This window comes from Rhizobium sp. 268, from assembly GCF_036571585.1.
GTDB lineage: Bacteria > Pseudomonadota > Alphaproteobacteria > Rhizobiales > Rhizobiaceae > Rhizobium > Rhizobium redzepovicii.
The window spans coordinates 113134-127618 of sequence record NZ_JAPPSO010000014.1; the positions used below are offsets into that span (position 1 = coordinate 113134).

The 14485-nt window shown below is 62.1% G+C and carries 15 protein-coding genes; 8 read left to right on the forward strand and 7 right to left on the reverse strand.

What is annotated here, in order from left to right; genetic code table 11:
• Nucleotides 1-431 precede the first annotated feature (431 nt).
• Together OS035_RS25525 and OS035_RS25535 are read right to left on the reverse strand one after the other, a co-directional pair.
• The gene (locus OS035_RS25525) at nt 432-896 is read right to left on the reverse strand and encodes a hypothetical protein (RefSeq protein ID WP_183777671.1); all 465 of its coding nucleotides are present in this window, start codon (nt 894-896) and stop codon (nt 432-434) included.
• A gap of 729 nt (nt 897-1625) precedes the next feature.
• The gene (locus tag OS035_RS25535) at nt 1626-3053 is read right to left on the reverse strand and encodes an MFS transporter (RefSeq protein ID WP_409565138.1); all 1428 of its coding nucleotides are present in this window, start codon (nt 3051-3053) and stop codon (nt 1626-1628) included.
• Nucleotides 3054-3188: 135 nt separating this feature from the next.
• Between OS035_RS25535 and OS035_RS25540 the strand changes: the two genes are divergently transcribed.
• On the forward strand, nt 3189-4082 hold the full coding sequence (locus OS035_RS25540; protein ID WP_097628941.1) for a LysR family transcriptional regulator: 894 nt from the start codon (nt 3189-3191) through the stop codon (nt 4080-4082).
• A gap of 118 nt (nt 4083-4200) precedes the next feature.
• Entirely contained in the window at nt 4201-4425 is a 225-nt protein-coding gene (locus OS035_RS25545) for an alkylphosphonate utilization protein (RefSeq protein ID WP_097628855.1), read from the forward strand.
• Here OS035_RS25545 and OS035_RS25550 read toward each other — a convergent pair.
• The 3 genes from OS035_RS25550 to OS035_RS25560 all read right to left on the reverse strand — a co-directional run bounded on the left by OS035_RS25550 (nt 4412) and on the right by OS035_RS25560 (nt 6847).
• A complete protein-coding gene (locus tag OS035_RS25550) occupies nt 4412-5254 on the reverse strand; it encodes a transglutaminase-like domain-containing protein (protein WP_097628854.1) in 843 nt (280 codons plus the stop codon). The genes OS035_RS25545 and OS035_RS25550 overlap by 14 nt on opposite strands.
• 100 nt (nt 5255-5354) lie before the next feature.
• Nucleotides 5355-6227, reverse strand: coding sequence for a transglutaminase family protein (locus OS035_RS25555; protein ID WP_097628853.1), 873 nt, complete (start codon nt 6225-6227; stop codon nt 5355-5357).
• Between the two features lie 464 nt (nt 6228-6691).
• On the reverse strand, nt 6692-6847 hold the full coding sequence (locus OS035_RS25560; RefSeq protein ID WP_097628852.1) for an entericidin: 156 nt from the start codon (nt 6845-6847) through the stop codon (nt 6692-6694).
• 672 nt (nt 6848-7519) lie between these two features.
• Between OS035_RS25560 and OS035_RS25565 the strand changes: the two genes are divergently transcribed.
• Nucleotides 7520-7774 carry a GlsB/YeaQ/YmgE family stress response membrane protein gene (locus OS035_RS25565; protein WP_131710997.1) on the forward strand — a complete coding sequence of 85 codons (255 nt, stop codon included), beginning with the start codon at nt 7520-7522 and terminating at the stop codon, nt 7772-7774.
• Nucleotides 7775-7839: 65 nt separating this feature from the next.
• On the opposite strand, the gene OS035_RS25570 is transcribed toward OS035_RS25565, so the two are convergent.
• A complete protein-coding gene (locus OS035_RS25570) occupies nt 7840-8121 on the reverse strand; it encodes a hypothetical protein (RefSeq protein WP_003573046.1) in 282 nt (93 codons plus the stop codon).
• A 219-nt stretch (nt 8122-8340) separates the two neighbouring features.
• On the opposite strand from OS035_RS25570, the gene OS035_RS25575 reads away from it, so the two are divergent.
• The 5 genes from OS035_RS25575 to OS035_RS25595 are packed head-to-tail and all read left to right on the forward strand — an operon-like array spanning nt 8341 to nt 13799.
• A complete protein-coding gene (locus OS035_RS25575; RefSeq protein WP_131710998.1) occupies nt 8341-10233 on the forward strand; it encodes a peptidylprolyl isomerase in 1893 nt (630 codons plus the stop codon).
• 8 nt (nt 10234-10241) lie between these two features.
• On the forward strand, nt 10242-11258 hold the full coding sequence (gene trpD / locus OS035_RS25580) for an anthranilate phosphoribosyltransferase (protein WP_097628849.1): 1017 nt from the start codon (nt 10242-10244) through the stop codon (nt 11256-11258).
• A 9-nt stretch (nt 11259-11267) separates the two neighbouring features.
• On the forward strand, nt 11268-12080 hold the full coding sequence (trpC, locus tag OS035_RS25585) for an indole-3-glycerol phosphate synthase TrpC (RefSeq protein WP_097628848.1): 813 nt from the start codon (nt 11268-11270) through the stop codon (nt 12078-12080).
• A gap of 1 nt (nt 12081) precedes the next feature.
• Nucleotides 12082-12579 (forward strand): cyclic pyranopterin monophosphate synthase MoaC, encoded by a 498-nt coding sequence (gene moaC, locus OS035_RS25590; protein WP_097628847.1) that lies wholly within the window; start codon nt 12082-12084, stop codon nt 12577-12579.
• A complete protein-coding gene (locus tag OS035_RS25595) occupies nt 12576-13799 on the forward strand; it encodes a molybdopterin molybdotransferase MoeA (protein WP_331814211.1) in 1224 nt (407 codons plus the stop codon). Before moaC ends, OS035_RS25595 begins: the two co-directional genes overlap by 4 nt.
• An 18-nt stretch (nt 13800-13817) precedes the next feature.
• Here the strand turns inward: OS035_RS25595 and OS035_RS25600 are convergent, their stop codons facing one another.
• Nucleotides 13818-14477, reverse strand: coding sequence for a class I SAM-dependent methyltransferase (locus OS035_RS25600; protein WP_331814223.1), 660 nt, complete (start codon nt 14475-14477; stop codon nt 13818-13820).
• Between the last annotated feature and the right edge of the window lie 8 nt (nt 14478-14485).

The following is a 14485-nucleotide window of genomic DNA, read 5'->3' on the forward strand; positions in this document are numbered from 1 at the left end:
CAAATCTGCAACAATGTTGCAACAAGTCTCGATATAGGCTGATGGGGCTGACAGTGTTCTCAGGTCTCCTGAATATTTTTTCTTTGTCCCCCAACTAATCACCGAGTAGCCCTCGTTGCGGAGGCGGAGCCCCCTCAGGTATCGCGGTCGTTGGTGGAGGTGGAGGGAACCATCGGGAATTAAACCAATCCCAGACCCAATTCGGAGCCCAGCCCTCAATTGCCTGCGGCGTAAGCTCTGAGACGATAACAAAGTCGGATGTCGTTAACTTGGACATCAGCGCCATTCGTAGCACTGCAGGTGCATAGTTCGTCGAAACGAACCAAGTCCATCCGTTCCATCGAATCCAGTCACCATATTGGCCGAGTTGCGCATCGATCATCTCGGGATTTTGCGCGGTCTCAATCCACTGTAATGTCACAAGATAAATCTTAGGCATCACGGACCTCGCCCCTAACGCGTAACTCGCTCGGAGGCAATCGTCCTTGTCCACCTTCTGGTGAAAGATCAATGATCTTCGGATCACTCGCCGCGATTTCGTTTAGTCGATATTTCACCAACTGCGCGCCTTCGAGTACTGAGGGGCCAGGGTGACGCTCGGCGTAGCCAAACGCCTTGAGACAATAGAATACTAGAACAAGTGCAACTAAGGCCACCAGCCCAAGAACCATGTACGGCAAATCGTTGGGCATCTTGTAGATCGCAATACTGACAAGCATGATGAAAGCGATCATCACCGGAGCGGTCTTGCCCAGCACACCGCTTCCGAGTTTGATTGTAGTAAATGGATTGAAACTGAACTGATCTGGCCGTTTCATACCTTGCCGGCTCGCCCGTTGCCCGAACACAGCCCATAGCTTAGGGGTGCGCGCCACTGCAACAGCCTTAGTCTTCACGCACACACCAGTGCGGCCTCCGAGCAAAAAAATTCACAAAATTTGCGAGGGACGTGGAGGAAGCGGAAGGCCCCCGGTACCAGCGAAGGGCCCTCCCCTTGAGCAGGAAACAGCGGGGGTGGGGTCTACAAGTGCTGCGCCATATCGATCCGTCGCCCCGAGAATGGCCGCGTGGCGCGATCCGTTCCGCGACCCCGATGATGCTCCGTCCGACCCGTCCACCGCACCACCGCCCGCCCGTCGTGGCATTCCGCCCCCATCCAACCGAACCCACATTCCCGCGCCCGGTGCCCAGGCACAGCACAAATAGGTGACGTGTGCCGCAACTTGCCGTCATGCGTCCACGCCCGACAGTCGGTTTCAGCAACAAGGCGCGGATCGACTAAGACCGCGTTTTGCAATCGACAGCAGGCTTGCGATGATCAGCTTTCCATCTTCTCCCGGCGTCCATTCGCTGAACGCCGCTCACGAAAGCAGCGAATAGATCCAGACGCCAACAGAACCCCAAAAGATAGCCGGCATCACTATCATCCCCAAAATGATGATCTTGGTCACACTAAAAGCTCCGAAATTCGACTCATTCCGGAAAGCTATTGCAACGATCGAAGGTTGGTATGGGGCACGAAGTCCGGGACCGATCGGACCTTGGTCTGAGTTCTACGGCTGAATGCATAATCCCCTGGAGGAGAGCTTACTCGATAGATCCGGTTAGAGCGCTGCGGTTGCGGTTCATGCTCCTGCGGAACTGGTTCGCCGCCGGTAGGTCCCGGCCGCGATGGTCAACGCGATGGCGATCAATGCGGCTGCGACGCCGAAGGTGATCTGCATACCTGAATGAACGGCCTCGGGCCGTGCCGCGGCGATCTCTGAGCTCCCCGAGCCATGCGCGAACACGGCTCCCATGACGGATGCGCCGGTAATCAGCCCGAGATTGCGCGACAGGTTGAGCACGCCGGAGATGACGCCGCGCTGGTCGGGCTGCACATCCGCCACGACGGCCGTGTTGTTGGCCGCCTGGAACAACTGATAGCCTGATGTCAGCAGAGCGATTCCGGCGATGTAGCCGGCAATTCCGGGCAGCACGGCGAGAGCGATGGAACCGATGGCCATGGCGACGAGCCCTGCAGCAACCACGAAGGGCGTGTCCAGGCGATCGACCAGGCGACCGGCCGGGACACCGCTGAGGATCGAGATCACCGGACCGATCGACATGACGGTGCCAACCAGCGCCTCGTTGAGCCCGAGCGTACGGGAGAGATAGAAGGGCGCGGCCACCAGCGTTGCCATCATCACAGTCGAGACGAGCCCGTTCATCGCCAGGCTGGCGGTGCGCACGCGGTCGCGGAACACCGCCAGCTGGATCAGCGGCGATGCCGTTCTCGCCTCGGCGAAGACGAAGAGACCGGCGCCGAAACCGGCGATGAGCAGCAGGGCGAGGTTCAACAGGCCAAAGCTGCCATGCCCGATCGTCATCGCCAGCGCATAGGCCGAAAGCGTCAAGGCAAGCAGCAGCGTGCCCACCATGTCGAAGCCGGCCCGATCCTTCTTCCTTCCGCCGATATCGTCCGGCAGATGGCGATAGGCGAGAACGAAGGTCGCCAAGCCGAGCGGCACGTTGACGAGGAAGATCGCCGGCCAACCGAAACAGGCGATCAGCAGACCGCCGAGCGAGGGCCCAAGAGCGGTGCCGATCGCCGACATCGTTCCGAGCAGCCCCATGGCGCTGCCGGTCCTCGTCTTCGGCACCGTTTCACCGACAAAGGCCATGGTCAGCGCCATCATGATTGCCGCGCCCAGACCCTGCAGCGCGCGCGCCGCGATCATCAGCCACAGCGTCGGCGCGAGGCTGCAGAGGACCGAGGCCAGAGTGAAGAGCAGGATGCCGGTGAGCAGCAGCCGTCGCCGGCCGGTGACATCGCCGAGCCGCCCGACGCTGACGATCAAAGTAGTAATGGCAAGGAGATAGGCGAGCACGATCCACTGGACATCCTGGAAGGCGGCGTCGAACCCCCGCGCCAGGCTCGGCAGGCCGACATTGGCGATGCTGGTGCCGAGCGATGGCAGCAGAATCGAGAGGGAAAGGCTGGCGAGTGCCCAGCGGACGGAATAGGGGCGTTCGGCGGCGGCCTCGCCGCGCTCTGTAATGATCGGTTTCACCGTAGACTCCGTTTTTCTCGCTCCGGAAAGGGAGCCGCCGGCAAACATAGTCCTCCGCGCGGTATGGCGGAACGCGCAGCATTTGCATTCTATTCGTGCGTTGGACGCCATATGAAGCTGTGTTATATCGGATGCATGTCGACACCCGATTTCAACCTGCTCGTCACCCTGGATGTGCTGCTCGTCGAGGGCAGCGTTGCCCGCGCCGCCCACAGGCTGCGGCTCAGCCCGTCGGCCATGAGCCGGGCGCTGGCGCGACTGCGCGAGACGACGGGCGATCCGCTGCTGGTGCGCGCCGGCCGCGGCCTCGTCCCCACGCCCCGAGCGCTCGAACTGCGCGAGCGGGTCGGCCGGATCGTCGAGGAAGCGCAAGCGGTGCTGCGCCCTGCCGAGGCGCTTGATCTCACACGGTTGGTCCGGACGTTCACGCTGCGCATCAGCGAAGGTTTCGCCGAGACCTTCGGACCCGATCTGATCGCCCGCCTCGGTGGTGAAGCGCCGGGCGTGCGGCTGCGCTTCGTGCAGAAACCGGATAAGGACAGCGCCCCGTTGCGCGACGGAACCGTCGACCTGGAAACCGGCGTCGTCGGCGAAACGATGGGGCCGGAGCTGCGGGCGCAGGCCTTGTTCCGCGACCGTTTCGTCGGCGTGGTGAGGATAGGGCATCCGCTCTGCCAGGGCGAGATCACGCCCGCCCGATATGTAGCCGGCCGGCACATCACCGTCTCGCGGCGCGGGCTCGACAAGGGACCGATCGATGAAGCTCTTGATGCGCTCGGGCTCGAACGCCAGATTGCCACCATCGTCGGCGGTTTTTCCACGGCGCTGGCGCTCGCCCGCGCCTCGGATCTGATCGCCTGTGTTCCGGAACGGCACACAGGCGCATTGCGCCGGGAAATGCACAGTTTTCCCTTGCCCGTTCCGATCCCCGAGATCACGCTTTCCTTGCTCTGGCATCCGAGGATGGATGCCGATCCGGGCCATCGCTGGCTGCGCGGCTGCGTTCGGGATGCCTGCGCGGCGACGTGATCGACTGGCGACGGAGCACCGCGGGCAGACGATCGATCCGTTCGTGATAGTTGACTATCCCATGTCGACGTGATTACCCGCCGAAGATCATTGAACGAATTTATCAGGCGGGAACATCATGGCCGACGACATCATCATAAAGGATAGTAACGGAAGCCAGCTTCATGACGGCGATTCCGTGACGCTGATCAAGGACCTCAAGGTCAAGGGAACTTCCGAGACGCTGAAGCGTGGAACATTGGTCAAGGGCATTCGCCTGACCGACAATCCCGGCGAGATCGAATGCAACACCAAGCAGGTCAAGGGTCTGGTGTTGAAAACGGAATTCCTCAAGAAGGCATAGGATCGGCCTTATCAGCCGCTTCCTGCGGCACTTCCTCGGTGATCACCTCGAAGCGGCAAAGCACTGCCGGCCCGAAGGCTGTCGACATTGCGACGTCGGTGGCGTCGCGGCCGGTCCCCATGAGGATCCTGCCGATGCGCGGTGTGTTGTGGCGGGCATCGACCGTATGCCAGTGGCCGCCGAGAAAGACCTCGAACCAGGCGCTGAAATCCATCGGATTGGGATCGATCGGAACGCCGATATCGCCGAGATAGCCGGTGCAATATCGGGCTGGAATATTCATGCATCGGCAAAGCGCGATGGCGAGATGGGCAAAGTCGCGGCAGACACCTGCCTTGTCGACGAAGCCGCCATGCGCGGTCCGCAGCAGGTCGGCCTTCAGGTAGTCGAAGGTGATGTGGTCGTGGACGAAATCGCAGATCGCCTGGACACGCGCCCAGCCGAGCGGCGTCGATGAAAAGGTTGCCCAGGCGAAATCGGCAAGCCTGTCGGTGTCGCAATAGCGGCTGCCGAGCAGGAAGACGAGCACCTCGTCCGGCAGGTCGTTGATCGCGTGCTGGACGGCATCGTCGGGAACGACGTCGGGCTGGCCGCTGTCGTAAATCTCGAACTCGGTGGAAATCGTCGTCACTCCAGCCGGGGCGACGATCCGGCTGCAGGCATTGCCGAAACCGTCGGTATATTCCCAGGCCTCGATCGGCCGGTCGAAATCCAGCACCTGCTCGCTGAGAAGATCGGCGCGGCGGGAAGGATGAATGTTGAGGGCGAGCAGCATCGGCGTCGGCTGTATGCATTCATAGCCCAGATGAAACCCGGCGCGTATTTTCATGGTGGCGTCCTCGCATCCCGCCCAGATGGCGTGACTATGCAACGTCGATCGTGCTGCCCGGTTCCCGCAGCCGCGACCGTCGCCGCGCTCAAATCGAGGATTACTTGGTGGTGACGTTGACCTGCACCGTCATGCTGTCGAAATCCGTCCCATCGCCATCATAGCTGCCGCTTAACGGGACGGCCTGGCGCGGATCGCGGGCGACGGCGACGCGAATGAGATCGCGGTTGCCGACGATCCCGTTGGTCGGATCGAACTCCGCCCAGCCGGCGCCGGGAAGGTAAACCTGGCACCATGCATGGGTGGAGCCGCCGCCGAGCACGGTGGAGCCGTCCCGGTCGGGAACATAGACATAGCCCGTCACAAACCGCGCGGCGAGGCCGAGGACGCGTGCGGCTTCCATCATCAGCAGCGCGAAATCCCTGCAGGTGCCGGAGCGAAGCTGCAAAGTCTGCAGCGGCGTCTGCGTTCCGTGCTCCATCCGGCGGGCATAAGCGAAGCTTTCGCGAATGGCGTAACAGAGCGTCATCAGCATATGCCCGGTTTCCGTCGGACGCCCCTGGCGGACGAACTGGCGCGCCCAGCGTCCGACCTCGTCGTTGGGGTCGGGATAATGGCGCTGCATCGCCGGCGTCAGATCGGCAATCTCGTCCTTGTCGTAGGAGAATGGATAGGTCAGCGCCTGATCGTCGACCTTGAGATCGAGGGCAACCTGGGGCGTATGATCGAGCGTGATCCAGGTTTCGAAACGAAGCTCGGACGCCGGCCTCGAAATATCGATGAGCGCCACGCAATTGCCGAAAACATCGTGGATCCAGCGCACATGGCTTTCCTCGGGATATATCGCCAACGACGCTTCGATCAGCCGCTGGTCGAAACTGTCGCGCGGCCGGAACATCAAGCGATGCTCGCCGAAATCGACATCCCTGACGTAACGATAGGACGTGATGTGGCGGACGGAGAAAATCGTCATAGGCCGGCTATCCTCCGCGTGAGGCGCGCCCTGCCCGCTTCCTGCTTATCCCGATTTCTTGTCATATAAGCACATTCGAAAGATTGCTATTCTGCATCAACCGATCGACGGCAGAGCCCGTCCAACCTAAGAGGATAAAATGCATATCATCTGGGACGTTCTGACGCTTATGCTGACAATCGGCTCGCTCTATGGCGGTCGCGAATACCGGATTATTCGTGCCCGTGCCCGCGCCCAGAACTGGGGCAACTTCTGATCCGATTCCGAAGCCTGATCGTATAGGCTGCTGCTGGAACGGTGGCGGATACGTCGAATGACGTAAAGCCAAGCGCTTAAGGAAGTGCATTATTAGCAGAGACGGCGTCTATCCGTCCATTCCTCCTGTTATTGCCAGCCCGCCTCACCCCAGGCGGGCTTTTTTCGCCGTGATTCTTTTTCCCGCGCCATACTTCTTGGCGCCCGCCTTACTTCTTGGCGCCTGCGGAAAGCACCCGATGTGTCGCATTGTCCATGGCGTGGCTCGCCTCCTGTCCATCCTTCTTCAGCCCGTATGCGGTGTTGCCGCAGCCGGAAAGTGTGAGCAGGTAAATGCAGGCGAAGGCGATTGCAGTTTTTGTCATCAAGTTTTCCCCGGATGGAATGGCGATCAGGGAAAGATGATGCAATCCCCGGCAAAATCAATCCGCGGGCGTTTAGCGCGAACCGCATCGGGAACTCAATGGCGCCACCGGCGTTTATGGAAGCCATCCAACCGGGGTTCACGACATGGATTATCAGATTGCCTTCGCCGCGACCGTTGCGACAGCCTCCTTCCTCGTCTTCATGCTCGTCGTCCACCGGACATAGAGGTTGCTGCCGCCAGTCAGCTTCCGCAAACCGCCGAGCGCGATGGACCCGGATCCTTGCGCGCGCACTCTCAAATGACAGACAAGCAACATTTCAATTTCTGCAAGTATTTCAGCATTCGCCAATGTAATACATTTTAGTTAAATGCCATACTTAACTATTCATTAATAATATACTTGCGCGTCGTCCGCTTCCGCTTATGCTTTATGCAAAGGGGGAGAGGAACAATGTTTACCAAAAGCCTGATCATGCCGTTAGGTTTCGCGATGATTGCCATTGCCGGCCTGTTGTTCCAGATTGCTTCATACGCCTTGCACTCCCCTGTTACCGTGCTGCAGCCGTAAGTCACATAAGTCGCTGAAGCGGCAGGCAATCTCGTAACTGGGAGTGGAACTTCCTTTCGTTTCGTGCATTCTGTGACTCGTTTTGCCAGGAGGGAGATAACCATGGAAAACGCAGGCGTGGGTTGGATTGCAGCCATTATCATCGGTGGCATCGCCGGATGGCTGGCGGAAAAGGTCATGAGCAGCAATATGGGTTTGCTCATGAACATATTGCTCGGCATCGTCGGCGCTATCGTTGCCAACTGGATCCTTGGTCTGTTGCACATCCAGCCGCTGGCCGGTTGGCTGGGTTATCTGATCACCGGCTTCGTCGGTGCCTGCATTCTGATTTTCGTCGGCCGCGTCATCCGTCGCTGATTGCCGCAGACATAGTTAAAAGCCGGGCGCTTCGCGTCCGGCTTTTCTCTGTCTCGAATTGTCTTTCAGCGGCGGCTCAACAGGCCGAAAACATAGGCGATGCCTGCCGTCACCGCGAGCGCCATGAGCGGTTCTTCACGAACCTTGTCGCGCAGTTGCTCCGTCATCAACGACGCCTCGTCGGTAACCGCCGACTTTGCCCCCTGCCCGAGCGCGACCACGCTTTCCGTCAGCCGGGAGAGATCGTTGCGAAGGGCTGCGACCTGCGCCGACAGGTCGTCTGCTGCCATATCAGCCTTGACGCGTGCAGCGGTGGATTCGGCGGAAGCGGTTTTCAATTCAGCCATGGTCTGCTCCTGTTGCATGGGATGCCGCTTCAACGAAATGGCGGCCCGAAAGGTTCCGCCGCAGCCGATCTTTTGTTGGCCGCAGGGCCGCCACGCGGCCACCGCCGCCCGGCGCAGCTTTTCGCGCGACAAACTCTTCATTTCCTGTCGGGTTTGTTCTAAGGAACGTCGAATGTCCGCCCGCGCGCGGCTCAATGATACTGCGAGGTTTGCGTTTCTATGTTCCATATCCTGAGAAGAGCCGCTCAGACCTGGGTCGCCAAGCTGCTGATGCTTCTGCTGGTCGCGTCGTTCGGCATCTGGGGCGTCTCCCGGTCGCTGATTACCGGCAGCAACAGCACCACGGTCGTGACCGTCGGCGATCAGCATGTGGACGTCAACGAATTCCACCTCGCCTACCAGCGCCAGGTGGCAAGTCTCGGCCAGCAGTTCGGCACGCGTCTCACTCCGGAACAGGCTCGCGCTTTCGGCGTCGAGCAGCAGGTGCTTTCCCAGCTCGTCGCCGGCGCCTCGCTCGACCAGCTCGCCGAAGACATGAACCTCGGCCTGTCCGAAGATCGCCTCGCCCAGCTGATCGCCGACGATCCGGCTTTCAAGGCTGTCAACGGCAAATTTGACCGAGAACTCTTCATCTCGCGCCTGCGCAACGCCAATATCCGCCAGGACGATTACATCAAGGAGCGCAGCAAGGTCGCTGTCCGCAGCCAGGTCGTCGATGCCATCTCGAACGGCTTCACCGCGCCGAAGACGCTGGTCGACGCTCTGAAGCTCTATGGCAATGAAAGCCGCAGCATCGACTATCTGCTGCTCACCAACGCCAATATCGAGCCGATCAAGGCGCCTGCCGACGACGTGCTGGCGACGTGGTTCGATGGCGTCAAGCAGCGCTACCAGGCGCCTGAATACCGCAAGCTCGTCTATCTCTCGCTGCAGCCCGCCGATATCGCCGACGCCGCGACCGTCACCGACGACCAGATCCACGAAGCCTTCGACAAGAGCAAGGATACCTACCGCACGCCGGAAAGCCGCACAATCGAACAGCTGACCTTCACCAGCAAGGATCTTGCCGCTGCCGCCGAAACCGCACTGAAGAGCGGCACTAGCTTCGATCAGCTGGTCTCCGACCAGGGCAAGACGGCAAGCGACGTGCTGCTCGGCGAATTCACCAAGGACAAGGTTCCCGACCAGGCCGTTGCCGATGCGGCCTTCGCCGTTTCGAAGGACGGCGGCACGACACCTGTCGTCGAGGGCTCCTTCGGCTCCGTCATCCTTCGCATCACCAACATCAAGCCGGAAACCACCAAGAATTTCGACGAGGTGAAGGAAGACATCCGCAAGCAGCTGGCGCTTTCCAACGCTTCGCAGGAAGTGATCAACGTTCATGACCGCATCGAGGATTTGCGCGCCGGCGGCGCCACGCTTGAGGATATTGCCGGCCAGCTGAAGCTCAAGGCCGTGACCGTCGACGCCGTCGATATGACCGGCGCCGACAAGGACGGCAAAGAGGTCAAGGATATTCCCGTCAAGCAGCAATTGCTCGGCGAAGCCTTCAAGACCGAGGTCGGCGTCGATGCGCCGCCGCTGCCGATTGGCAATGACGGCTATGTCTGGTTCAACGTCCGCGAAATTACCCCGACCCGCGAGCGCCCGGTCGCCGAAGTGCGCGAAAAGGCGGTCGAAGACTGGACGGCGGAACAGCAGAAGGCCGAACTTGCCAAGAAGGCCGAGGCGTTGAAGGCCGAAGCCGCCAAGGGCACCGCGCTTGCCGATATTGCAACGCCGCTCGGCATCGCCGTCGAAAGCAAGAGCGGCCTCACCCGCGCCACCGATGATCCGGTGCTTGGCCGCGCCGGCGTCACCGCCGCCTTCTCCGGCCCCGTCGATGCGGTCGCGAGTGCCGTCGGCGCCGATCCGTCGACGCAGATCCTGATGAAGGTCACCGAGGTCAACAGCGAGCCGACTAGCGACGCGCTGAACAACCGCGATGCCCAGATCACCGCCATGGCCAACGCCGCCGGCGACGATATTCTCGATCAGATGGTCAACGTGCTGCAGACGCAGTACGGCGCGCAGATCAACCAGACGCTCGCCGAGCAGGCGACGCTTCGTTAGGAGGCCCTATGACCGATCTGAAGCCGTTCCTGGCCAAGGCCGCAAGCCGCGAGCCGCTGACGCGTGACGAGGCCCGCGCCGCCTTCGACATCCTGATGTCCGGCCAGGCGACGCCCTCGCAGATCGGCGGCTTCCTGATGGCGCTGCGTGTGCGCGGTGAAACCGTCGACGAGATCGTCGGCGCCGTCACCGCGATGCGCTCGAAGATGCTGACCGTCGAAGCGCCGGCCGATGCGATCGACATTGTCGGCACCGGCGGCGATGCCAGCGGCACCTACAATATCTCGACGCTGGCGGCGCTCATCGTCGCCGGCGCCGGAGTCCCCGTCGCAAAACACGGCAACCGGGCGCTGAGCTCGAAATCGGGCGCGGCGGACAATCTCGCCGCACTCGGCGTCAAGCTCGATGTCGGCCCTGAGATCATCTCTCGCTGCATCGCCGAGGCCGGCGTCGGCTTCATGTTCGCGCAGCTTCATCATTCCGCCATGCGCCATGTCGGCCCCTCCCGCGTCGAACTCGGCACCCGCACCATCTTCAACCTGCTGGGTCCGCTTTCGAGTCCGGCTGGTGTCCGCCGCCAGTTGCTCGGCGTCTTCTCGCCGCAATGGCTGGTGCCGCTTGCCGAAGTCATGCGCGATCTCGGCTCCGAATGCGTCTGGGTGGTCCATGGCGACGGCCTCGACGAGATCACCACGACAGGCATCACCAAGGTGGCCGCGCTCGAAGCCGGCAAGATCCGCACCTTCGAGCTGTCGCCCGCCGATTTCGGCGTCAGCCCTTGCGTTCTCGCCGACATCAGGGGCGGCGATGGCGTCGCCAATGCCGCAGCGCTTCGCGAGGTGCTCAGCGGCGCCAAGAACGCCTATCGTGATATTTCGCTCGCCAATGCCGCGGCATCGCTGGTCATCGCCGGCAAGGTCGAAACGATTCGCGACGGTATGATGCTTGCCGCGCAGTCGCTGGATAGCGGCGCCACCGCGCTTGCCCTCGACAAACTCATCGCCGTTTCCAACGATATCGACTAGGATTGCCCGATGACCGATATTCTGAAGAAGATCGAACTTTACAAGCGCGAGGAAATCGCCGCTGCCAAGGCTGCGGTGTCGCTTGCCGACCTGAAGGCGATGCAGGCTGGCCAGTCCGCTCCGCGTGGTTTTTATAAGGCGCTCGTTGCCCAGCGTGACGCGGGCAATTTTGGTCTGATCGCCGAGATCAAGAAGGCGAGCCCGTCCAAGGGCCTCATTCGCCCGGATTTCGATCCGCCGTCGCTGGCAAAGGCCTACGAAGCCGGTGGCGCGGCCTGCCTTTCCGTGCTGACCGACACGCCGAGCTTTCAGGGTGCCCCGGAATTCCTGACGACGGCACGGGACGCCTGCGCCCTGCCCGCTTTGCGCAAGGATTTCATGTTCGAGACCTATCAGGTCCATGAGGCGCGCGCCTGGGGCGCTGACTGCATTCTGCTGATCATGGCGTCGCTGACTAATGACGAGGCCGAGCGGCTGCAGGACGAGGCTTTCTCGCTCGGCATGGATGTGCTGGTCGAGGTGCACGATGCCGAGGAGATGGAGCGGGCGCTGAAGCTGTCCTCGCCGCTTATCGGCATCAACAACCGCAATCTGCGGACTTTCGAGGTCAGCCTGACGGTCAGCGAGACGCTTGCCTCCATGGTTCCCGCCGACCGGCTCCTCATCGGCGAAAGCGGCATCCACACCCATGCCGATTGCAAGCGGCTGCAGGCCGTCGATATCAGCACCTTCCTTGTCGGCGAAAGCCTGATGCGAAAAGACAACGTGACGGCCGCCACCCGCGCGCTGCTCTTTGGTGAAGCCGCCATCGCGGCCGAATGACATGAGCGGCGGAAAACCCGGCCTCACGCATATCGATGCCTCAGGCGAGGCGCATATGGTCGATGTCTCCGACAAGGCCGAGACGGTGCGCATCGCCACGGCCGAGGGCCATGTGAAGATGGCGGCGGAAACGCTGGCACTGATCCGCGAGGGCAATGCCAAGAAGGGCGATGTCATCGGCACGGCGCGCGTTGCCGGCATCATGGCGGCAAAACGCACCGCCGATCTCATCCCGCTCTGCCATCCGCTGATGCTGACCAAGGTCACCGTCGAGATCGAGGAAGATGCCGCCCTGCCCGGCCTGCGCGTCACGGCAATCGCCAAACTGACCGGCAAGACCGGTGTCGAGATGGAGGCGCTGACAGCCGTCTCGGTCGCGTGTCTGACCATCTACGACATGGCCAAGGCGGCCGACAAGGCGATGGAGATCGGCGGCATCCGGTTGCTGGAAAAATCCGGCGGCAAATCGGGCGATTTCCGCCATCCGGAGGCGAGATGAACCTTCTCCCGGTCACCGAGGCCCTAAGCCGCTTGCTCTCGCGCGCAAGGCCAGTCGCGGTATCGGAGAGGTTGCCGCTCGCCGAGGCCGAAGGCCGCGTCCTGGCCGTCGATCTCAAGGCCGGGATAACCCAACCGCCCTTCAACGCCTCGGCCATGGATGGTTATGCGCTGCGCCGTGACGATGCGCCGGAGCCGGGCGCCGTGCTGAAGGTCATCGGCACATCTTCAGCCGGCCATGCCTTTGAAGGAAGCGTCGGCAAGGGCGAGACCGTCCGCATCTTCACCGGCGCTCCGGTTCCGTCGGGCGCCGACAGCGTCCTGCTGCAAGAGGATGCCGAGAAGATCGAGGGCGGCATCCGAACCAATTTCCCGGTGCGGAAGGGCCAGCACGTGCGTCCCCGCGGCCAGGATTTTGCCGAGGGCGAAGCGGTGCTGCCGGCTGGCACCGTGCTCGATTTCTCGCGGCTGACAGTCGCTGCCGGCATGAACCGCCCCGATGTCGAGGTCCTCAAACGCCCGCTGATCGTCATCCTCGCAACCGGCGACGAACTGCTGCCGCCAGGAAGCACGCCCGGTCCTTCGCAGATCATCGCCTCCAACACGTTCGGCATTGCAGCCCTTGCCCGTAAAGCCGGCGCCGATGTGCTTGATCTCGGCATCGTGCCGGACGATAAGGCCAGGATCACTGCGGCGATCGATACGGCGCGGGCCGCCAAGGCCGATGTCGTCGTCACGCTCGGCGGCGCATCGGTCGGCGACCATGATCTGGTGCAGGCAACGCTGATCGAGGCCGGCATGCAACTGGATTTCTGGCGCATCGCCATGCGTCCCGGCAAACCGCTGATGGTCGGCAGCTTCGGCGAGACCCATGTGCTCGGCCTGCCCGGCAATCCGGTCTCGAGCCTCGTCTGCTCGCTGCTTTTCCTGGAACCGCTGATCCGCAAACTCGCCTCCCTGCCGCCGGTGCAGCGCGAGACAACCGTCGAGGCGGCCACCCCGCTGCGCGCCAACGACCACCGTCAGGACTATATCCGGGCAAAACTGTCAAAATCCGCCGCCGGAAACTGGCTCGCCGACCCCTTCGGCAAACAGGACTCCTCGATGATGAAGGCATTTGCCCAAGCCGACTGCCTCATCATCCGCCCGCCGCATGCGCCGGAGCTACCTCCCGGAGCGCCCTGCCCGGTCATGCTGCTGCGGCCGGACCTTCCGGGATAGTTCAGACTTTCAGCTGCTTCAGGAAAGCGAAAAAACGCCCGCCTGCACCGCCCCGCCGCTGGAGCCTGCGCCGAAATCCGCAACGGCATGCGTCGCGATACGCTGAAGTGCGCCCTGCGGCAGGTAAGCGCGATTGGGATCGCCGATCAGCACCTCGATGCCGGAGGCCTGGCAACGCCGCAGGAAAGCCATCACCCGCAATGCAAGCGCGGAATCGTAGAACAGATCGCCCACAGCGGGGATATCTGTCTCCTGCGGCGGCGGTGCCTCGATGATATCGGCGGCGACGGCCAGGATGTTCACGCCGTTCACCGCAGCGTTGAGACCGATTGCTGCAATGGCGTTGGCATCGACATCGACCGCCGTGACCGCGGCAGCTCCGGCCTTGGCCGCCGCGATGGCGACGAGCCCGGAGCCGGAGCCGAGATCAAGGACGCGACGGCCAGCGACCACTTCAGGACGGTCGAGCAGATGGCGGGCAAGCACGGCGCCGCCGGCCCAGGGGTAGGCCCAATAGGGCGCTGGATCGCCTTCTTCGCGGCCGGCAAGCCGCCAGAGCCCGCTCACAGGCCCAGCCGTATGCAGCAAGATTTCGGGAATGGCCGGAACGGGTGAGATCGGCAGATTGGCCTGGATGAAGGCGGCCGGATCGGGACGCGGTGTGTCGGAGCGTTTCATCGTCGTCA

What these genes read in the sequence shown, in the direction of transcription:
- OS035_RS25540 (WP_097628941.1), top strand. Translation starts at nt 3,189, where the DNA reads ATGTCGACACCCGATTTCAACCTGCTCGTCACCCTGGATGTGCTGCTC.
- OS035_RS25545 (WP_097628855.1), top strand. Translation starts at nt 4,201, where the DNA reads ATGGCCGACGACATCATCATAAAGGATAGTAACGGAAGCCAGCTTCAT.
- OS035_RS25550 (WP_097628854.1), bottom strand. Translation starts at nt 5,254, where the DNA reads ATGAAAATACGCGCCGGGTTTCATCTGGGCTATGAATGCATACAGCCG.
- OS035_RS25555 (WP_097628853.1), bottom strand. Translation starts at nt 6,227, where the DNA reads ATGACGATTTTCTCCGTCCGCCACATCACGTCCTATCGTTACGTCAGG.
- OS035_RS25560 (WP_097628852.1), bottom strand. Translation starts at nt 6,847, where the DNA reads ATGACAAAAACTGCAATCGCCTTCGCCTGCATTTACCTGCTCACACTT.
- OS035_RS25565 (WP_131710997.1), top strand. Translation starts at nt 7,520, where the DNA reads ATGGAAAACGCAGGCGTGGGTTGGATTGCAGCCATTATCATCGGTGGC.
- OS035_RS25570 (WP_003573046.1), bottom strand. Translation starts at nt 8,121, where the DNA reads ATGGCTGAATTGAAAACCGCTTCCGCCGAATCCACCGCTGCACGCGTC.
- OS035_RS25575 (WP_131710998.1), top strand. Translation starts at nt 8,341, where the DNA reads ATGTTCCATATCCTGAGAAGAGCCGCTCAGACCTGGGTCGCCAAGCTG.
- trpD (WP_097628849.1), top strand. Translation starts at nt 10,242, where the DNA reads ATGACCGATCTGAAGCCGTTCCTGGCCAAGGCCGCAAGCCGCGAGCCG.
- trpC (WP_097628848.1), top strand. Translation starts at nt 11,268, where the DNA reads ATGACCGATATTCTGAAGAAGATCGAACTTTACAAGCGCGAGGAAATC.
- moaC (WP_097628847.1), top strand. Translation starts at nt 12,082, where the DNA reads ATGAGCGGCGGAAAACCCGGCCTCACGCATATCGATGCCTCAGGCGAG.
- OS035_RS25595 (WP_331814211.1), top strand. Translation starts at nt 12,576, where the DNA reads ATGAACCTTCTCCCGGTCACCGAGGCCCTAAGCCGCTTGCTCTCGCGC.
- OS035_RS25600 (WP_331814223.1), bottom strand. Translation starts at nt 14,477, where the DNA reads ATGAAACGCTCCGACACACCGCGTCCCGATCCGGCCGCCTTCATCCAG.